Raw genomic sequence first — 18,300 nt, forward strand, 5'->3', positions numbered from 1 at the left:
AGAAGCAGCCCGAAATTGGGTCTGTAGCTCAGTTGGTTAGAGCGCACCCCTGATAAGGGTGAGGTCGGCAGTTCGAATCTGCCCAGACCCACCAATTTTGTGTGGGAACCTGTAGAAATACGGGGCCATAGCTCAGCTGGGAGAGCGCCTGCCTTGCACGCAGGAGGTCAACGGTTCGATCCCGTTTGGCTCCACCACTACTGCTTCTGTTTGTTGAAAGCTTAGAAATGAGCATTCCATCGCACGATGGTGAATGTTGATTTCTAGTCTTTGGATTAGATCGTTCTTTAAAAATTTGGGTATGTGATAGAAAGATAGACTGGACCACACTTTCACTGGTGTGGGATCAGGCTAAGGTAAAATTTGTGAGTTAAATTGCGAATTTTCGGCGAATGTCGTCTTCACAGTATAACCAGATTGCTTGGGGTTATATGGTCAAGTGAAGAAGCGCATACGGTGGATGCCTTGGCAGTCAGAGGCGATGAAAGACGTGGTAGCCTGCGAAAAGCTTCGGGGAGTCGGCAAACAGACTTTGATCCGGAGATGTCTGAATGGGGGAACCCAGCCATCATAAGATGGTTATCTTAAGCTGAATACATAGGCTTAAGAGGCGAACCAGGGGAACTGAAACATCTAAGTACCCTGAGGAAAAGAAATCAACCGAGATTCCCTTAGTAGTGGCGAGCGAACGGGGACTAGCCCTTAAGTGGCTTTGAGATTAGCGGAACGCTCTGGAAAGTGCGGCCATAGTGGGTGATAGCCCTGTACGCGAAAATCTCTTAGTCATGAAATCGAGTAGGACGGAGCACGAGAAACTTTGTCTGAATATGGGGGGACCATCCTCCAAGGCTAAATACTACTGACTGACCGATAGTGAACTAGTACCGTGAGGGAAAGGCGAAAAGAACCCCGGAGAGGGGAGTGAAATAGATCCTGAAACCGTATGCGTACAAGCAGTGGGAGCCCACTTTGTTGGGTGACTGCGTACCTTTTGTATAATGGGTCAGCGACTTATTTTCAGTGGCGAGCTTAACCGAATAGGGGAGGCGTAGCGAAAGCGAGTCTTAATAGGGCGTCTAGTCGCTGGGAATAGACCCGAAACCGGGCGATCTATCCATGGGCAGGTTGAAGGTTGGGTAACACTAACTGGAGGACCGAACCGACTACCGTTGAAAAGTTAGCGGATGACCTGTGGATCGGAGTGAAAGGCTAATCAAGCTCGGAGATAGCTGGTTCTCCTCGAAAGCTATTTAGGTAGCGCCTCATGTATCACTGTAGGGGGTAGAGCACTGTTTCGGCTAGGGGGTCATCCCGACTTACCAAACCGATGCAAACTCCGAATACCTACAAGTGCCGAGCATGGGAGACACACGGCGGGTGCTAACGTCCGTCGTGAAAAGGGAAACAACCCAGACCGTCAGCTAAGGTCCCAAAGTTATGGTTAAGTGGGAAACGATGTGGGAAGGCTTAGACAGCTAGGAGGTTGGCTTAGAAGCAGCCACCCTTTAAAGAAAGCGTAATAGCTCACTAGTCGAGTCGGCCTGCGCGGAAGATGTAACGGGGCTCAAACCATACACCGAAGCTACGGGTATCACTTAGGTGATGCGGTAGAGGAGCGTTCTGTAAGCCTGTGAAGGTGAGTTGAGAAGCTTGCTGGAGGTATCAGAAGTGCGAATGCTGACATGAGTAACGACAATGGGTGTGAAAAACACCCACGCCGAAAGACCAAGGTTTCCTGCGCAACGTTAATCGACGCAGGGTTAGTCGGTCCCTAAGGCGAGGCTGAAAAGCGTAGTCGATGGAAAACAGGTTAATATTCCTGTACTTCTGGTTATTGCGATGGAGGGACGGAGAAGGCTAGGCCAGCTTGGCGTTGGTTGTCCAAGTTTAAGGTGGTAGGCTGGAATCTTAGGTAAATCCGGGATTCTAAGGCCGAGAGCTGATGACGAGTTACCCTTTGGGTGACGAAGTGGTTGATGCCATGCTTCCAAGAAAAGCTTCTAAGCTTCAGGTAACCAGGAACCGTACCCCAAACCGACACAGGTGGTTGGGTAGAGAATACCAAGGCGCTTGAGAGAACTCGGGTGAAGGAACTAGGCAAAATGGCACCGTAACTTCGGGAGAAGGTGCGCCGGTGAGGGTGAAGCATTTACTGCGTAAGCCCATGCCGGTCGAAGATACCAGGCCGCTGCGACTGTTTATTAAAAACACAGCACTCTGCAAACACGAAAGTGGACGTATAGGGTGTGACGCCTGCCCGGTGCCGGAAGGTTAATTGATGGGGTTAGCTAACGCGAAGCTCTTGATCGAAGCCCCGGTAAACGGCGGCCGTAACTATAACGGTCCTAAGGTAGCGAAATTCCTTGTCGGGTAAGTTCCGACCTGCACGAATGGCGTAACGATGGCGGCGCTGTCTCCACCCGAGACTCAGTGAAATTGAAATCGCTGTGAAGATGCAGTGTATCCGCGGCTAGACGGAAAGACCCCGTGAACCTTTACTATAGCTTTGCACTGGACTTTGAATTTGCTTGTGTAGGATAGGTGGGAGGCTTTGAAGCGTGGACGCCAGTTCGCGTGGAGCCAACCTTGAAATACCACCCTGGCAACTTTGAGGTTCTAACTCAGGTCCGTTATCCGGATCGAGGACAGTGTATGGTGGGTAGTTTGACTGGGGCGGTCTCCTCCTAAAGAGTAACGGAGGAGTACGAAGGTGCGCTCAGACCGGTCGGAAATCGGTCGTAGAGTATAAAGGCAAAAGCGCGCTTGACTGCGAGACAGACACGTCGAGCAGGTACGAAAGTAGGTCTTAGTGATCCGGTGGTTCTGTATGGAAGGGCCATCGCTCAACGGATAAAAGGTACTCCGGGGATAACAGGCTGATACCGCCCAAGAGTTCATATCGACGGCGGTGTTTGGCACCTCGATGTCGGCTCATCACATCCTGGGGCTGAAGCCGGTCCCAAGGGTATGGCTGTTCGCCATTTAAAGTGGTACGCGAGCTGGGTTTAGAACGTCGTGAGACAGTTCGGTCCCTATCTGCCGTGGACGTTTGAGATTTGAGAGGGGCTGCTCCTAGTACGAGAGGACCGGAGTGGACGAACCTCTGGTGTTCCGGTTGTCACGCCAGTGGCATTGCCGGGTAGCTATGTTCGGAATAGATAACCGCTGAAAGCATCTAAGCGGGAAACTAGCCTCAAGATGAGATCTCACTGGGACCTTGAGTCCCCTGAAGGGCCGTCGAAGACTACGACGTTGATAGGTTGGGTGTGTAAGCGCTGTGAGGCGTTGAGCTAACCAATACTAATTGCCCGTGAGGCTTGACCATATAACACCCAAGCAATTTGCTGACCTGAAGAGGCACCAGATTGCGGTGTGTGAAGACGACACGAGTCGAAAATTCGCAACGCAACACACAAATCTATTACATACCCATTCGCTGGAGCGTGAACCTGAAAAGGCCCACGACCTGGCTCCCGAATTTCTTGACGACCATAGAGCATTGGAACCACCTGATCCCATCCCGAACTCAGCAGTGAAACGATGCATCGCCGATGGTAGTGTGGGGTTTCCCCATGTGAGAGTAGGTCATCGTCAAGATTAAATTCCGAAACCCCTATCTGCGTATGCAGGTAGGGGTTTTGTTTTGTCCGCAGAAAAGTGGCGTGGCGAAAAAGGGACAGCCCATCGGCTATCCCTGGTTCCAGCAGCATCGTTAGTGAAACTTCGGAAGAACGTATTCAGCGATTTCTTCCATAACCTCGGCAACCGGGCGCTCGCTACGGCGCAGATGCAAGCCAACGTGCTGCACACCTGCTTCACGCAAAGCTTGAAGCTCATCGATCAATGCCAGCCTCCCGCAGCTGCCGCCAAAACGTACACGTCGCATCGGTGCATGAGGATTAGCCGCCAGATCCAGGTGAACGAAGCTGATGTAGGGTTTATCGCCACCGACCTCCCGCCACAGTCCCACTCGGCGCCGATGCTCATCCGGAGTACCGGGGTAGGCGAGCCAGCCGTCCATGTGTTGGCCGATCCACGCTGGGGATTGCTGACCAAGACCTGCAACCAGCAATGGCACCGGCTGATCTCGCTCCGGTAACAGGCGAGCACCTTCCGGCAAGCGTCCTTCACCTTGGCTGCGCAACAACTCGACCGTATCGCGAAAGATCTCTCCCCGCTGATCATAGTCCACACCAAATAACGGATACTCCATAGGTCGGTCGCCACTGGCCACACCCAGTAGCAGACGTCCATCACTCAGTTCATCAACACTGTTGGCTGCCTTGAGCGTTAGCCAAGGCTGACGTAGCGGCAATACAACCGCCGCCGTACCCAGCATGATGTTGTCGGTGATCCCGGCCAGGTAGCCAAGGTAGGAAAAGGTTTCGAACACCTGTGCCGCATCACCAAAATTGGGATCATAAACCGGCACATCGCGCACCCACAGGGCGCGGAAACCAGCCTTGTCTGCGAGGCGCGCTATAGCGGCGTGCTGCTTCAGGTCCGGAACACCAAACGGCCGCTCCTCGGCAATCCGCAGCCGCTGCCCATCGCTGGACCAATCGTTATCCAGCGGCAGTTCCAACCCAATGGAAAATCCAGTCGAGCCAAGTAAACGTTGAAATCGTGGATGCATGAAAGACTCCAAAAAAACCAAACGGAATGACATGCACCCAGTATCTACAGGCCTTCCTTCAAGAAAAATGCATGAATGGGAATATCAATCTTGAGAAAAACGCACGAGTCATAAAGAAACCGAACGTCGTTTTAGTCTTCAAGGACAACCGTTAGAGGAAATCGCACTAAAGTGACCGTCCGGTTTTTGGTATGGTGCAGCTCGTTTTTTAACGGACTGATTTCAAGCCTACGGATTGGCCCCCCTTTACAGTCAAAGAGCTGCTGCAGAAATGCCCCAACCGATACCGATCAAGGACCACGAAAAAGAGACGCGCCTGGTCAACAAAAGACTGATGGCTTGCGCCCTGTTCGTTGTTGCCATTACCTGCGCGCTGGTCGTGCGCATGTATGTCCTGCAGGTGGTCGAATTTGACTATCACTCGACGATCTCAGAAAACAATCGCGTCCATGTCCTGCCGATCACCCCTACGCGCGGTTTGATCTACGACCGCAACGGCGTGGTTCTGGCGGACAACCGTCCCAGCTTCAACCTGACCATCACCCGCGAACGCGCCTCCGATGTAAAAGAGGAGCTGGATGAAGTGGTCAGCCTCCTGCACTTGCCGACCGAAAACCGCTCGTTGTTTGACAAGGCAATGAAGCAGACCCGGCATCCATTCGTGCCGGTCACCTTGTTCTACGAGCTCAGCGAAGAACAGATCGCCGTGTTGGCGGTCAACGAGTTCCGTCTGCCAGGGATCGACGTAGAGCCACAATTCGTTCGTCACTACCCGATGGGTGCGCACTTTGCGCATTCAATCGGCTACGTCGGCCGCATCAACGAGAAAGAGTCCAAAGCCCTGGACACGGTGGAATACCGTGGCACTCAATCCATCGGCAAGACCGGCATCGAAAAATTCTACGAGTCGCAGTTGCATGGCCAAGTGGGTTACGAAGAAGTCGAAACCAACGCACAGGGCCGGGTCCTGCGAGTGCTCAAGCACACCGATCCGATCCCAGGCAAAAACATCGTATTGAGCCTCGACGTCAAACTTCAGGAAGCCGCCGAGGAAGCCTTGGGCGATCGTCGCGGTTCGGTGGTCGCTCTCGATCCGTCGACAGGCGAAGTACTCGCGATGGTCAGCAAGCCGAGCTTCGACCCGAACCTGTTCGTCACCGGAATCAGCTTCAAGGAATACGCAGCGCTCCACGACTCCATCGACCGGCCGCTGTTCAACCGCGTACTGCGCGGCCTCTACGCACCGGGTTCGACCATCAAACCGGAAGTGGCCATTGCCGGCCTCGACGCCGGCGTCGTTACCCCGCAGACCCGCGTCTTCGACCCCGGTTATTACCAGCTCCCGGACTTCGATCACAAATACCGTAACTGGAACCACAGTGGCGATGGCTGGGTAGACATGGACGCGGCGATCATGCGCTCCAACGACACCTATTTCTACGACCTGGCCCACAAGCTGGGCATCGACCGACTGCATGACTACATGGCCATGTTCGGTCTCGGCGAGAAAGTCTCGCTGGACATGTTCGAAGAGTCTGCCGGTTTGATGCCATCGCAAGCCTGGAAGCGCGCCACGCGCCGTCAGGCATGGTTCCCGGGAGAGACCGTGATCCTCGGCATCGGCCAGGGTTACATGCAGGTCACACCACTGCAGCTCGCCCAGGCCACTGCACTGATCGCCAACAAAGGTGTCTGGAATCGGCCGCACTTGGCCAAAACCGTGGACGGTGTTACGCCAGTGGATGAGCATCCGATGCCAAACATCCTGTTGAAAGACCCGCGTGACTGGGAGCAGGTCAACCACGGCATGCAAATGGTAATGCACGACGCTCGCGGGATTGCCCGGGCGGCAGCGGCGGGTGCCCAGTACCGTATCGCTGGCAAGAGTGGTACCGCGCAAGTGGTGGCGATCAAGCAGGGCGAGCGTTACAACCGGGCGAAAACCCTTGAGCGCAACCGCGACAACGCCTTGTTCGTCGGTTTCGCCCCGGCCGAACATCCGAAGATTGTCATCTCGGTGATGATCGAAAACGGCGAGGCCGGTGGTCGAGTCGCAGGTCCCGTGGTGCGGCAGATCATGGATGCCTGGCTACTCGATCAGGACGGTCACTTGAAGCCGCAATACGCCACACCCAGCAAAGCACCGGGCGCCCCTCACGTCTAAGCGATCAAGGCTTCACAGCACAGGCTCACGAATACTGAGCATGTGCTGGAAGCTTTCGAGGAACACAGTTTCGGCCTGACTCATCTTCTGTTCGCGATTCCACAGCAGCTGGATATCGAAATCCACCACCCCATCTTCCGGCGGCAAACGCCAGAGCAAACCTTGCTCGACATCCCGACGCACCAGGTGCGTCGGCAGGCAGCCAATACCGAACCCTGAACAGATCAAACGATAAATTTCTTCGAAACTCGTCGATGAAGCGACGATCTTGCCGGTAAAGCCTTGCTGGTCGCGGAACAATGTCAGGGGTGAAAGATTGCCCCCGAGTTGGTCACTGGTGAAGCTGACAAAGTTCTCCGCTGCGAGCTGTTCCAGGGTCAGATTCTCTTGCCCGAACAGTCGATGACGCTGCCCACAAAAGTACGCATAAGTCTCACGAAACAGTACTCGCTGCTCCAGCCGCGGCTGCGGTAAACGGCACAGGCCGACGCCAATGGTCGCCGTCTTTTGCAGCAGTGAACTGATGATGTTCGAGCTGCCCATCACTTCGACTTCAAACTCGATTTTCGGATGGGTTTCGTGGAAATCGGCGAGGAACTCGTCGTAATGTCGTGCTTGCACGCCGCTGACGGTAAGGATGCGAATCTTGCCGACCACGTCGTCGTTACGACTTTCTACCACCGTTCCCAATCGCGAAATATCGCCGTAAATATCCGCCGCAATACGCAGGACTTCTTCCCCGGTTTCCGTCAGATCAAACCGTCGCCCGCTACGGGCAATCAACACACATTCCAACTGTTCCTCCAGTCGTTTAAGCGCCTGGCTGACGGCTGACTGCGTGATGTGCAATCGCGCGGCGGCCCGGCTCATGCTGCCTTCCTGGCCGATCACCAAATAGGTGCGTAGCAGGTTCCAGTCGAGGCGGTCATTCAGAAAGCGGCGACCGACCCAAGGGTTAGAGGTGGAGGGCATAAAGCTCCTAGTAGTAGCAAGGCTAATAGTAAAGATAAGAATTTGAAAATTGACTAATCCTGGCACGGAAGCGATAAAGCTAACAAGCGCCACAGAGTGCAATCCGTAAACAGCCTTCAGTACCTGCCCAAAACTATAAATACACAGGGTCCTTGCATGCACACTACCCCTCAACCGCGTCGAGCGGCGGCGGCAGCCTTCATTGGCACGACCATCGAGTTCTACGACTTCTACATCTATGCCACGGCGGCAGCGCTGGTGCTTGGGCAAGTTTTTTTCCCCAGCCACGACCCGGTGATGAGCACCCTGGCAGCGTTCGGCAGTTTCGCCGTCGGCTTCATCGCTCGCCCAATGGCCGGCATGGTTTTCGGTCATCTGGGCGATCGCCTCGGTCGCAAGAAAATGCTGCTGGTGACCATGGCCCTGATGGGTTTGGCGACCGCCGGCATCGGTCTGTTGCCCAGCTACGCCAGCGTCGGCATCTGGGCACCGGTCGGTCTGATTGTGCTGCGTTTGATCCAGGGCATTTCGGTCGGTGGCGAGTGGGGCGGGGCGGTGCTGATGGCCAGCGAGCACGCACCGGCCAAGCGCAAGACTTTCTATGCATCGTTCGCGCAACTCGGTAGCCCGGCCGGTTTGCTGCTGGCGTTGATCGCCTTTCGCCTGGTCACCTCCCTCGAACCAGAGGACTTCCTCGCCTGGGGCTGGCGTCTGCCGTTTCTCGCCAGCGGTGTGTTGATGATGGTCGGCCTGATGATCCGTTCCGGCGTCCACGAGTCGCCGGAGTTCGCCAAGGCCCGGGACAACAACGAGACTTCCAAGTACCCGGTGAAGGACGTGATCCGCACCTGCTGGCGGCAGATCCTGTTTGCCGCCGCCGCCGTGACCATCGGTTCGGCCGGGTTCTTCTTTACCAATACGTTCATGATCACCTACGTCACCCAGTATCAGGGCATCGCGCGCTCGACGATTCTCGATTGCCTGTTCCTGGTAACCGTCATTCAGCTGCTCTCGCAACCGCTCTCCGCGTTGCTGGCCGAGCGTATCGGCGAAGGCCGCTTCCTCAAACTGGTCGCGCTGCTGTGCATGGTCACGCCGTACCCGATGTTCATGCTGGTGGGCACACAGAACATTGTGCTGATGACTGTCGGCATTGCTCTGGCGGTGGTGATTCTCTCGGCGCTGTACGCGGTGATCGCCGGCTACATGACCCAGGCGTTCCCGGTGCACCTGCGCTACTCGGGCATTTCTATCGCCTACCAACTCAGCTGCGCGCTGGCCGGCGGTACTACGCCGCTGATTGGCACGCTGCTGGCGAGCAAGTTTTCCGGACAATGGTTGCCGTTGGCGGTGTTCTTCACCTTGCTATCGGTCGTGTCCTTGATCGGTGTTTGCGGCCTGGCCCGCCTGCGCGCCAACCCGGTCGTCACCCACGCTGCTAAAGAGGTGTATTCGTGAGTAAACCTGAACACATCGGCCCGGTTGAATGGCAAGCCCGTTGCGAACTGGCTGCGCTGTATCGCCTGGTCGCGCACTTTCGCATGACCGACCTGATCGATACCCACATTACCCTGCGTATTCCAGGGCCTGAGCACCACTTCCTGATCAACCGCTACGGGGTGATTTTCGACCGCATGCGCGCTTCGGACCTGGTACGTATCGATCAGGACGGGCGAGTCGTCGACCCGGAATATGAAGGTCATCGGGTCAACGCTGCCGGCTTCGTCATTCACTCGGCGATCCACATGGCCCGCCCGGATCTCAACTGCGTGATTCACACCCACACTGCGGCTGGCATGGCGGTCGCCGCGCAGAAACAAGGTTTGCTGCCGATCAGTCAGCATGCGCTGAAGTTCTACGGCAAATTGGCGTATCACACCTATGAAGGCATCGCGCTGTCGCTGGATGAGCGCGAGCGTTTGATTGCCGATCTGGGGCCGCACCGGGCGATGATCCTGCGCAATCATGGACTGTTGGTCGGCGGTTCTGGCGTGGCGCAGGCGTTCCAGGAAATTCACTTTCTGGAGCGTGCCTGTCAGGCGCAAGTTGCGGCGTTGTCCGGTGGTTCGGCGTTGCATTACCCGTCCCCGGAGGTCTGTGCGCACACCGCCGAGCAGTTTGACCGCGATGAGCAGGACAACATCATCGACCTGGCCTGGGAGGCCGCCCTGACCCTGATCGAATCCCAGCGTGAGTCCTATCTGTCATGAACACTGTGGTTCTGCTGTCCCGCGACACCTTGCTGCTCAAGCAACTGCAGGCCGCGTTTGCCCGCAGTGCGCCGCAACTCAAAGCAGTCCTGGTCGATGATCCGCAGGCTGCCAACGCGCAGATTGCCGCGTGCTGGTTTCCCTTGCCGGGCAGCCTCGCCGCGTTGCCGAACCTGCAAGTCATTCACTCGGTGGCCGCTGGCATCGATCACCTCGATCACGACCCGTCGTGCCCGGATCTGCCAATCTGCCGAGTGGTTGATCCCGGTCACCGCCAGGGCATGACCGAGTACGTGCGCTGGGCGGCGATTCACTATCACCGCGGCTTCGATCAGGTGCTGTTGCAGCAACAGGACCAGCGTTGGGAGCGGCCGCTGCAACGGGCAGCGGGACAGTTCAAGGTCGGGGTGATGGGGCTTGGGTCGTTGGGCAGCGCCATTGCCCAGGACCTGGCCGCCGCCGGTTACGACGTGCGTGGTTGGGCGCGTCGCAGCAAGGACTTGCCAGGCGTGAAGACTTTCGCCGGTGCGGAAAAACTGAACCCGTTTCTCGATGGATTGGAGTTGCTGATCAACCTGTTGCCGCTGACCAGCGAAACCCGCGGCATCCTCGGCAGCGCAACGTTCGAGCGGCTCGCCAATGGCGCCGCGCTGGTCAATTGTGGTCGCGGCGGTCATCTGAATATCGACGACCTCGAACAGGCCCTGGCGCGAGGAAAACTACGCGGCGCGTTGCTGGATGTTTTCGAACAAGAACCGCTGCCGGTCGATCACCGTCTCTGGACAATGCCCGGCGTCACCATCACCCCGCACATGGCGTCCGCGGCCTCCCATGACTGTATCGCCGAACAAGTAGCAGAGAACTTTCGCCGTTTAAATACCGGAAAATCGTTATTGAATTGTGCGGACCGAACACTCGGTTATTAATAAACAAGTGCTTTGAAAAACTCGCTCATTTAGTTGGGCGAGGAATAACAATAATCCCTCACATCGAACGTTTTACTGCCAGTTAAAACAATTAAATACGAGTTCTTGATGAACTCCTGGAGACAGTAATGAGCGATCTATCGCCTGTAGAAAAGTCCGGCGCACCTCCGGAAGTTGCAGTCAGCATGAAAAAAGTTGCCGTGGCCAGCGTGATTGGCACCACGGTGGAATGGTACGACCTGTTTGTTTTCGCCACGGCTTCGGCGCTGGTGTTCAACAAAGTGTTCTTTCCGGATTTCGATCCGTTGATCGGAACATTACTGGCTTTCGGTACGTTTGCTTCGGCCTACCTGGCCCGGATTGTCGGTGCGGCACTGTTCGGTCATTTCGGTGACCGTTTGGGACGCAAGTCGATGTTGTTGGTTTCGCTGTTGACCATGGGTGCCGCTACTTTTGCCATCGGGTTATTACCTAACTACGCGGCCATTGGTATCTGGGCGCCGATCCTGTTGTTGCTGCTGAGGGTGATTCAAGGCCTGGCGTTGGGTGGCGAGTGGGGCGGGGCGGTGTTGATGGCGGTGGAACACGCTCCCGCCAACAAACGCGGCTTGTACGGCTCGTGGGTACAGATCGGCGTCCCGGCCGGGACCATGATTGCCAACCTGGCCTTCCTGCTGATTGCCGCATGGCTGTCCCCTGAAGACCTGTTGGCCTGGGGCTGGCGTATTCCGTTCCTGGCTAGCGTGCTGCTGATCGCCGTGGGCTTGTACATCCGTTTGAACATCTCTGAAACCCCGGCCTTCAACAAGGTCAAGGAAGCCGAGGTGCAAGTGAAAATGCCGCTGGCGGAAGTCTTCCGCAAGTACTGGAAACAAGTGGTGCTGGGCGGGATCGCCACCATGTCGACCGGGGCGTCGTTCAACATCATCGTTGCCTTCGGCCTGACCTACGGCACGCAGAATCTCGGGTTCAGCCGCAGCGTGATGCTCGGCGTGGTGTTGCTGTCCTGCGCCTGGTGCATCGTCATGTTGCCGGTGTTCGGCGCGCTGTCGGACCGCTACGGACGCAAGCCGATCATCGTTGCCGGCATCGTGGCCGAAGCGTTGGTGGCGTTCCCGATGTTCTGGTTGATGGACACTAAAGAGTTGCCCTGTGTGATCTTCGGCTACCTGCTGTTGATGACTGCCTTCGCGGCCAATTACGGGCCGATTGCGACCTTCCTCGCTGAACTGTTCGGCACACGTGTGCGTTATTCGGGACTGTCCATCAGCTACATGTTGTCCGGTCTGCTCGGCAGTGCGGCGACGCCCATCGTCACCACCGCACTACTGGCGGCGACCGGCAAAGGCTCTTCGGTGGCCTGGTACATGATCGGTGCCGCATTGATTTCGTTGGTGGCCTTGTTGTTGCTGACCGAGACCTTCAAGCGGGACATCAGTGAAGTCCCAGTGGCAGTGCCGGCCAACGAGCCAGCCCTCGGCAAACCTGTCAAATCGGCCGCCGCCTGATTAATGGAGTTCAACACCATGCGCAGAATCCAGTCAGCCCCGGGCTTCATCGGCCCGGTCGGCCCTTACTCCCAAGCGGTGGTCAGCGGCCACCTTGTGTTCACCGCCGGGCAGATTCCGGCCCAGAGCGGGCTCGATGACCAGCCCGCTCATTTCACCGAACAAATGCGACAAACTTTGCGCAATCTGCAGGCGATCCTGATTGAAGCCGGGTCCGACTTCAGCCACGTGATCAAGGTTAATGCGTACCTCACCGACCCCGCGCAATTGGAGCCGTTCAACGCGGTGTATCGCGAGTTCCTCGGCCATGCGCCGCCGGCCCGGACCACGGTGTGTGTGGCGCTGTGGGGCGTGTCGCTGGAAATCGATTGTGTTGCCGAGTTGATCGCCAAGGAGCTGCAGCATGGATGAATTGCAGCTGATCGAGCAGCTCAACGCGGTGAGCTTTCCGACCCTGGGGCATTTTCTCGAGGAAGGCTTTGCCGACTCGCAACTGCGAGCCATGGTGCCCAATGTGAAACTGGTCGGCCGCGCGCTGACCCTGAAACTGGTCGGTGCTGACGCGATTGCCGTCAACCAGGCATTGGCGCTGATAAAACCGGGCGATGTGCTGGTGATCGACACCGGCGGTGATTGGCAACACGCCCCGGTTGGTGCGGTGACCAGTTGCGCGGCACGCTGCGCCGGTGCAGTGGGAATCGTAGTGGACGGTGCAGTGACCGACCTGTTGGAACTGCGCGAAGGCGGGCTGCCGGTCTTCGCTCGCGGCACCAGTCTGCTGACCACCAAGCTGCATGGCCGCGGCGACAGCCAGATCAATCAGCCGATTCACTGTGCTGGCGTCACGGTACATCCCGGGGATCTGGTGCTGGCGGACGACAACGGCGTGCTGTTTCTCGATTGGCAAACCGCAGCCGGTGTCATCGACCAGGCGTTGGCTTCCGATCAAGCCGAACCGCAGTTGCTTGCGCGCTTGCGTGCGGGCGAGCCGGTGGCGCAGGTATTGCGCGTTTAGGCCGTCAGGCAGCGTTGCAGGCTTTCGATGAAAATCGTCTCGGCCCGGCTCATGCGCTGCTCGCGGTTCCACAGCAAATGAATGTCCACATCGGCAATCCCTTCGTGGGGCGGCAGGCGCCAGAGCAATCCGGCGTCGACGTCCGCCGCCACCACGTGCTCGGGCAAACAGCCGATCCCGTACCCGGCGATCACCAGTCGCCGGACTTCCTCCAGGCTCGGTGATGAGGCGACGATCCGTCCGCTGAAGCCTTGCTGATCACGGAAAATCGTCAGCGGCGACAGCATGCCGCCGATTTGGTCGCTGGTGAAACTGACGAAGTTCTCCCGCTGCAAATCCCCTTCGGCAACGTTCTGTTGGCCGAACAGTGCATGGTGCTTGCCGCAGAAAAACGCATAGCGTTGACGCAGGAACAGCCGTTGTTCCAGGCGCGGTTGTGGGCGGCGATTGAGGCTCAGGCCCAGGGTCGCGGTTTTTTCCTGGAGGGCGCTGACGATGTCGGAGCTGCGCATCACGTCGACTTCCAGATCCACTCGCGGATGCTGGCGATGGAAGTCCGCGAGGAAGTCATCGAAGCGCTCCGAAAAGATCCGGCTGATGATCAGCAAGCGAACCTTACCGATCACTTCGTCGGCCGGTTGCTCCAGCACGCTGCTGACCTGGGACATCTGCCCGTAGATTTCCCCGGCCAGTTCGAAGATCTGCTCACCGACTTCGGTCAGGGCAAATCGTGGCCCGCGCCGGGCGATCAGTTGTCGGCCCAGTTGCTCCTCCAGACGTTTCAGCGCCTGGCTCACCGCCGGTTGCGTCAGGTGCAGGCGGGCGGCGGCGCGGCTGATGCTCAGCTCCTGGCCGATCACCCGAAAAGTGCGCAGCAGGTTCCAGTCCAGACGGTCATTGAGCAGGCGTTGTACATCGCGTTCGGCCATGGCGGCTCTCGATTATAAGCTGTCGTAATAGTCAGCATAATAAATAGAAAATTGACTAATCATAGCCCCGAGACGATAAATCATCTCCAGACAGGCGCCGTCAGAGCGCCTTGATTTAGCCGTTTCACTCCTGCCAAAAAAATAACCAAAGGAGACCGACCCATGAAGCCCCAAGCTTCTCCTCAGCCGCGCCGTGCGGCAGCCGCAGCCTTTATTGGCACCATGATCGAGTGGTACGACTTTTACATTTATGCCACCGCCGCCGCGCTGGTATTCGGCGCGCTGTTCTTCCCCTCCGACGACAAACTGTTCAGCACCATGGCCGCCTTTGGCACCTTCGCCGTGGGTTTTTTTGCGCGGCCGTTGGGCGGGATTATCTTCGGCCATATCGGCGACCGCATCGGCCGCAAGAAGTCGCTGATCATCACGTTGCTGATGATGGGCGTGGTCACGGTCTGCATCGGCTTGCTGCCGACCTACGCACAAATCGGCGCAGCAGCGCCGGTGCTGCTGATTCTGCTGCGCATCGTCCAGGGCATCGCCGTCGGTGGCGAGTGGGGCGGGGCCGTGCTGATGGCCGGCGAGCATGCGCCGAAAGGTCGACGAAATTTCTTCGCCTCCTTTGCGCAACTGGGCAGCCCGGCCGGTTTGATCCTGTCGTTGCTGGCCTTCAGCGCAGTCACCCGTCTGCCGGAAGAAGAACTGATGAGCTGGGGCTGGCGCCTGCCGTTCCTCGCCAGTTCGTTGCTGCTGCTGGTGGGCCTGGCGATTCGCCTGGGCGTGAATGAGTCGCCGGAATTTCTCGCCAGCCGCGAACTGGCTGCAAAAAGTACTCGTAAAGAACAGGCTCCGGTCATGGAAGTCCTGCGTACCGCATGGCGCCCGCTGCTGCTGTGCATCGGCGCCAATACCCTCGGGATCGCCGGGGTGTATTTCACCAATACCTTCATGATCGCCTACACCACCCAGCAACTCGAACTGCCGCGCTCACTGATTCTTGAGTGCCTGTTTGTGGTGGCGATCATTCAGTTCTGCATTCAACCACTGGCCGCGTGGGTCGCCGAGAAAATGGGCGCCACGCGATTCCTGTGCCTGGTGTCGTTGTTGGCCATCGCCTCGCCGTACCCGATGTTCGTGCTGGTCAGCTCGGCCCAGGCGCCGCTGATCATCCTCGGCATCGCCCTGGCGGTGGTGTGCATGGCGTCGTTCTACGCGGTGATCGCCGGTTACGTCAGCGGCATGTTCGAGATCCGCGTGCGCTACACCGCGATCTCGCTGGCCTATCAGATTTGCGGTGCCGTGGCCGGTGGCCTGACGCCGCTGATCGGCACCTTGCTGGCGCACAAGTTCGCCGGCCAATGGTGGCCGATGGCGGTGTTCTACAGCCTGATTGCCGCGACTTCGCTGATCTGTGTCCTGTCCCTTGCCCGTCGCCATGCCAGCGCTGAACGCCTCGAAATGGCCAACGCTTAATCACAATTTCCCAGGAGTAACTTATGTTGAAAATTAACGGTGAACGCCTGTGGGCGAGTCTGATGGCCATGGCCGAAATCGGCGCCACCGCACGTGGCGGCAGCTGCCGCCTGGCGCTGAGCGATGAAGACAAGGCCGGTCGCGAACTGTTTTCCCACTGGTGCCGCGAAGCCGGCATGATCCTGAGCGTGGACGCCATCGGCAACCTGTTCGCCCGCCGCGCCGGCACCGACCCCGATGCCGCGCCCGTGATGATGGGCAGCCACCTCGACACCCAACCTGAAGGCGGGCGTTTCGATGGCGTCTACGGCGTACTCGCCGGCCTGGAAGTGGTGCGTTGCCTGAACGACCTCGGCATCCAGACCCGCAAGCCGCTGGAAGTGGCGGTCTGGACCAACGAAGAAGGCGCACGCTTCACCCCTGCGATGTTCGGCTCGGCGGTGTTCACCGGGATCATGCAACTGGACACGGCGCTGGCGGTGTGTGACATCGACGGCATCAGCGTTGCCGAGGCGTTGCAGCGCACCGGTTATGCCGGCGAACGCCCATTGGGTGGCGCGGTGGATGCGTACTTTGAAGCGCACATCGAACAAGGGCCGATCCTCGAAGACAACGCCAAAAGCATCGGCGTGGTCAGCGGCGGGCAGGCGATTCGCTGGCTAGATGTACGCGTCGAAGGTATGGCCGCGCACGCCGGCACCACGCCGATGCCGCTGCGCAAAGACGCCTTGTATGGCGTGGCGCGGATGATCCAGGCCATCGAAGGTCTTGCTACCGATTTCACCCCCGAAGGCCTGACCACCGTCGGCGAGTTGAGCATCAACAAGTCCTCGCGCAACACCATTCCGGGGCTGGTGAACTTCACCGTCGACCTGCGTCATCACCGCGACGAAGCGATTGAGGCCATGGAGCAGCAGGTCCGCGCGCGGCTTCAGGCGATTGCCGATAGCCGAGGCTTGAGCCTGACGATTACGCCTCACTGGATCAGCCCGGCAACACCGTTCGATGCCGATTGCGTGGCGGCCGTGCAGCAGGCGGTGGACGCGCTGGGCTACGCTCAGCAATCGATTGTCAGCGGCGCCGGGCATGATGCAATTCACCTGGCGCGGTTCTGCCCTACGGCGATGGTGTTCATTCCTTGTGTCGGCGGCTTGAGCCATAACGAAGCCGAAGATGTGTTGCCCGAAGACGTGCGTCAGGGCACCGATGTGTTGCTCAACGCTGTGCTGTCTCGCGCCGGTAAAGTTGAATAACCACGATCCATGTGGGAGCGAGCTTGCTCGCGATAGCGGTGGATCAGTCGTTATCAATGTTGAATGTGCTGACCTCATCGCGAGCAAGCTCGCTCCCACAGTTGAACGCACCCGGTTTCAAGATCTACGTTAACTGACAGGTATCAACCCCATGCGCAGTTTTTTCCACCCCGAACAATTGCTTCACCATCCACGCAGCTACTACTCCCGTGGGCAGATGCGCACACCACAGGAAGTGCCGGAGAGGGCTCAGCGGTTGGTCCAGGCGTCGCACTCGCTGGGCTTTAACGTCGAGCAACCGGTCGATGCCGGGCTCGATCCGCTGTTGGCGGTCCACGGCGCGCCGTACCTGACGTTTTTGCAGGAAGCCCATCAGCGCTGGAAAGAGATTCCCGAGGATTGGGGCGACGAGGTGATGTCGAACATCTTCGTCCGCGAGCCCAATGCCCTGCGCGGGATTCTCGCCCAGGCTGCACGCTATCTGGCCGATGGCAGTTGCCCGGTGGGCGAGCAGACCTGGCGTTCGGCCTATTGGTCGGCGCAAAGCGCCATTGCCGGCGCTCAGGCGTTGCTCGATGGCGAGTCGGCCGCTTACGCCTTGTGCCGTCCACCCGGTCACCACGCCCGGGCCGAGGCGGCCGGGGGGTTCTGCTATGTGAACAATGCAGCGGTGGCGGCGCAGGTTCTGCGTGGCGGATTTGAGCGCGTCGCGGTGCTCGACACCGACATGCACCACGGTCAGGGGATTCAGGAGATTTTCTACGACCGTGATGACGTGCTCTACGTCTCGGTGCATGGCGATCCGACCAACTTCTATCCGGGGGTTGCCGGGTTCGGTGATGAGCGGGGTGTAGGGAAGGGCGAGGGCTTCAACCTCAACTTGCCGATGGCGCATGGCGCCAGTGAGGCGGATTTCCTGGGGCAATTGGACGTGGCATTGGCGGCGGTGAAAGATTTCGGCGCCGAGGTGCTGGTGCTGTCCCTGGGGTTCGATATTTTCGAGCTGGATCCGCAGAGCAAAGTGGCGGTGACCCGTGAAGGGTTTGCGCGGCTGGGCGAGCGGATTCGTAGCCTTGGGTTGCCGTGTCTGATCGTGCAGGAGGGTGGGTATCACCTGGAGAGTCTGGAGGATAATGCCCGGGCGTTTTTTGTGAATGCCGAGGTGTGGCAGATCTGAGTTTATGGTTGCCCGGGAAATAGCTATCGCGAGCAAG

General features: G+C 58.1%; 13 protein-coding genes, 2 tRNA genes and 2 rRNA genes. 14 read left to right on the plus strand and 3 right to left on the minus strand.

The genetic code is table 11. The annotated features are described in order from the left end of the window. Positions 1-17: 17 nt before the first annotated feature. The 4 genes from ACA056_RS08545 to rrf all read left to right on the plus strand — a co-directional run bounded on the left by ACA056_RS08545 (position 18) and on the right by rrf (position 3,597). Positions 18-94, plus strand: a tRNA-Ile gene (locus ACA056_RS08545). A gap of 27 nt (positions 95-121) precedes the next feature. Continuing rightward, positions 122-197: transfer RNA gene (locus tag ACA056_RS08550), tRNA-Ala, on the plus strand. Positions 198-433: 236 nt separating this feature from the next. Further along, positions 434-3,325 (plus strand): 23S ribosomal RNA (locus ACA056_RS08555). Between the two features lie 156 nt (positions 3,326-3,481). Further along, a 5S ribosomal RNA gene (rrf, locus tag ACA056_RS08560) occupies positions 3,482-3,597 on the plus strand. Positions 3,598-3,712: 115 nt separating this feature from the next. Here the strand turns inward: rrf and ACA056_RS08565 are convergent. Continuing rightward, positions 3,713-4,636 carry a TIGR03571 family LLM class oxidoreductase gene (locus ACA056_RS08565; RefSeq protein ID WP_497271886.1) on the minus strand — a complete coding sequence of 308 codons (924 nt, stop codon included), beginning with the start codon at positions 4,634-4,636 and terminating at the stop codon, positions 3,713-3,715. Positions 4,637-4,907: 271 nt separating this feature from the next. Between ACA056_RS08565 and mrdA the strand changes: the two genes are divergently transcribed. Beyond that, a complete protein-coding gene (gene mrdA / locus ACA056_RS08570; protein ID WP_497271888.1) occupies positions 4,908-6,800 on the plus strand; it encodes a penicillin-binding protein 2 in 1,893 nt (630 codons plus the stop codon). 12 nt (positions 6,801-6,812) lie between these two features. Here mrdA and ACA056_RS08575 read toward each other — a convergent pair whose 3' ends face one another. Beyond that, positions 6,813-7,772, minus strand: a complete 960-nt coding sequence (locus tag ACA056_RS08575; RefSeq protein WP_095131011.1) for a LysR family transcriptional regulator — start codon at positions 7,770-7,772, stop codon at positions 6,813-6,815. Between the two features lie 156 nt (positions 7,773-7,928). Here ACA056_RS08575 and ACA056_RS08580 point away from each other — a divergent pair, with 156 nt between their 5' ends. The 6 genes from ACA056_RS08580 to ACA056_RS08605 all read left to right on the plus strand — a co-directional run bounded on the left by ACA056_RS08580 (position 7,929) and on the right by ACA056_RS08605 (position 13,431). Then, positions 7,929-9,230, plus strand: coding sequence for an MFS transporter (locus ACA056_RS08580; protein ID WP_497271890.1), 1,302 nt, complete (start codon positions 7,929-7,931; stop codon positions 9,228-9,230). Further along, positions 9,227-9,982, plus strand: a complete 756-nt coding sequence (locus ACA056_RS08585) for a class II aldolase/adducin family protein (protein WP_008145462.1) — start codon at positions 9,227-9,229, stop codon at positions 9,980-9,982. The genes ACA056_RS08580 and ACA056_RS08585 overlap by 4 nt, the downstream gene beginning before the upstream one ends. Beyond that, positions 9,979-10,908, plus strand: a complete 930-nt coding sequence (locus tag ACA056_RS08590) for a 2-hydroxyacid dehydrogenase (protein WP_497271892.1) — start codon at positions 9,979-9,981, stop codon at positions 10,906-10,908. Before ACA056_RS08585 ends, ACA056_RS08590 begins: the two co-directional genes overlap by 4 nt. A gap of 128 nt (positions 10,909-11,036) precedes the next feature. Further along, the gene (locus ACA056_RS08595; protein WP_497271894.1) at positions 11,037-12,416 is read left to right on the plus strand and encodes an MFS transporter; all 1,380 of its coding nucleotides are present in this window, start codon (positions 11,037-11,039) and stop codon (positions 12,414-12,416) included. An 18-nt stretch (positions 12,417-12,434) separates the two neighbouring features. After that, positions 12,435-12,827: a RidA family protein gene (locus ACA056_RS08600; protein WP_497271896.1), complete on the plus strand. Its 393-nt coding sequence runs from the start codon at positions 12,435-12,437 to the stop codon at positions 12,825-12,827. Further along, the gene (locus ACA056_RS08605; protein ID WP_497271898.1) at positions 12,820-13,431 is read left to right on the plus strand and encodes an RraA family protein; all 612 of its coding nucleotides are present in this window, start codon (positions 12,820-12,822) and stop codon (positions 13,429-13,431) included. The genes ACA056_RS08600 and ACA056_RS08605 overlap by 8 nt, the downstream gene beginning before the upstream one ends. Here the strand turns inward: ACA056_RS08605 and ACA056_RS08610 are convergent. After that, the gene (locus tag ACA056_RS08610; RefSeq protein ID WP_497271900.1) at positions 13,428-14,360 is read right to left on the minus strand and encodes a LysR family transcriptional regulator; all 933 of its coding nucleotides are present in this window, start codon (positions 14,358-14,360) and stop codon (positions 13,428-13,430) included. The genes ACA056_RS08605 and ACA056_RS08610 overlap by 4 nt on opposite strands. A 162-nt stretch (positions 14,361-14,522) precedes the next feature. Here ACA056_RS08610 and ACA056_RS08615 point away from each other — a divergent pair, with 162 nt between their 5' ends. The 3 genes from ACA056_RS08615 (at position 14,523) to ACA056_RS08625 (ending at position 18,263) form a co-directional block, all read left to right on the plus strand. After that, positions 14,523-15,833, plus strand: a complete 1,311-nt coding sequence (locus ACA056_RS08615) for an MFS transporter (RefSeq protein WP_497271902.1) — start codon at positions 14,523-14,525, stop codon at positions 15,831-15,833. A 23-nt stretch (positions 15,834-15,856) separates the two neighbouring features. Continuing rightward, on the plus strand, positions 15,857-17,086 hold the full coding sequence (locus tag ACA056_RS08620; RefSeq protein WP_497271904.1) for a Zn-dependent hydrolase: 1,230 nt from the start codon (positions 15,857-15,859) through the stop codon (positions 17,084-17,086). A gap of 151 nt (positions 17,087-17,237) precedes the next feature. Then, positions 17,238-18,263, plus strand: a complete 1,026-nt coding sequence (locus ACA056_RS08625; protein WP_497271906.1) for a histone deacetylase family protein — start codon at positions 17,238-17,240, stop codon at positions 18,261-18,263. Positions 18,264-18,300 lie beyond the last annotated feature (37 nt).

The sequence above is a fragment of the Pseudomonas sp. LBUM1666 genome, assembly GCF_059695775.1.

Bases quoted from the DNA above. Each gene is read 5' to 3' on its own strand.
- ACA056_RS08605 (WP_497271898.1), top strand. From the start codon at position 12,820: ATGGATGAATTGCAGCTGATCGAGCAGCTCAACGCGGTGAGCTTTCCG.
- ACA056_RS08580 (WP_497271890.1), top strand. From the start codon at position 7,929: ATGCACACTACCCCTCAACCGCGTCGAGCGGCGGCGGCAGCCTTCATT.
- mrdA (WP_497271888.1), top strand. From the start codon at position 4,908: ATGCCCCAACCGATACCGATCAAGGACCACGAAAAAGAGACGCGCCTG.
- ACA056_RS08610 (WP_497271900.1), bottom strand. From the start codon at position 14,360: ATGGCCGAACGCGATGTACAACGCCTGCTCAATGACCGTCTGGACTGG.
- ACA056_RS08615 (WP_497271902.1), top strand. From the start codon at position 14,523: ATGAAGCCCCAAGCTTCTCCTCAGCCGCGCCGTGCGGCAGCCGCAGCC.
- ACA056_RS08625 (WP_497271906.1), top strand. From the start codon at position 17,238: ATGCGCAGTTTTTTCCACCCCGAACAATTGCTTCACCATCCACGCAGC.
- ACA056_RS08575 (WP_095131011.1), bottom strand. From the start codon at position 7,772: ATGCCCTCCACCTCTAACCCTTGGGTCGGTCGCCGCTTTCTGAATGAC.
- ACA056_RS08620 (WP_497271904.1), top strand. From the start codon at position 15,857: ATGTTGAAAATTAACGGTGAACGCCTGTGGGCGAGTCTGATGGCCATG.
- ACA056_RS08565 (WP_497271886.1), bottom strand. From the start codon at position 4,636: ATGCATCCACGATTTCAACGTTTACTTGGCTCGACTGGATTTTCCATT.
- ACA056_RS08600 (WP_497271896.1), top strand. From the start codon at position 12,435: ATGCGCAGAATCCAGTCAGCCCCGGGCTTCATCGGCCCGGTCGGCCCT.
- ACA056_RS08590 (WP_497271892.1), top strand. From the start codon at position 9,979: ATGAACACTGTGGTTCTGCTGTCCCGCGACACCTTGCTGCTCAAGCAA.
- ACA056_RS08595 (WP_497271894.1), top strand. From the start codon at position 11,037: ATGAGCGATCTATCGCCTGTAGAAAAGTCCGGCGCACCTCCGGAAGTT.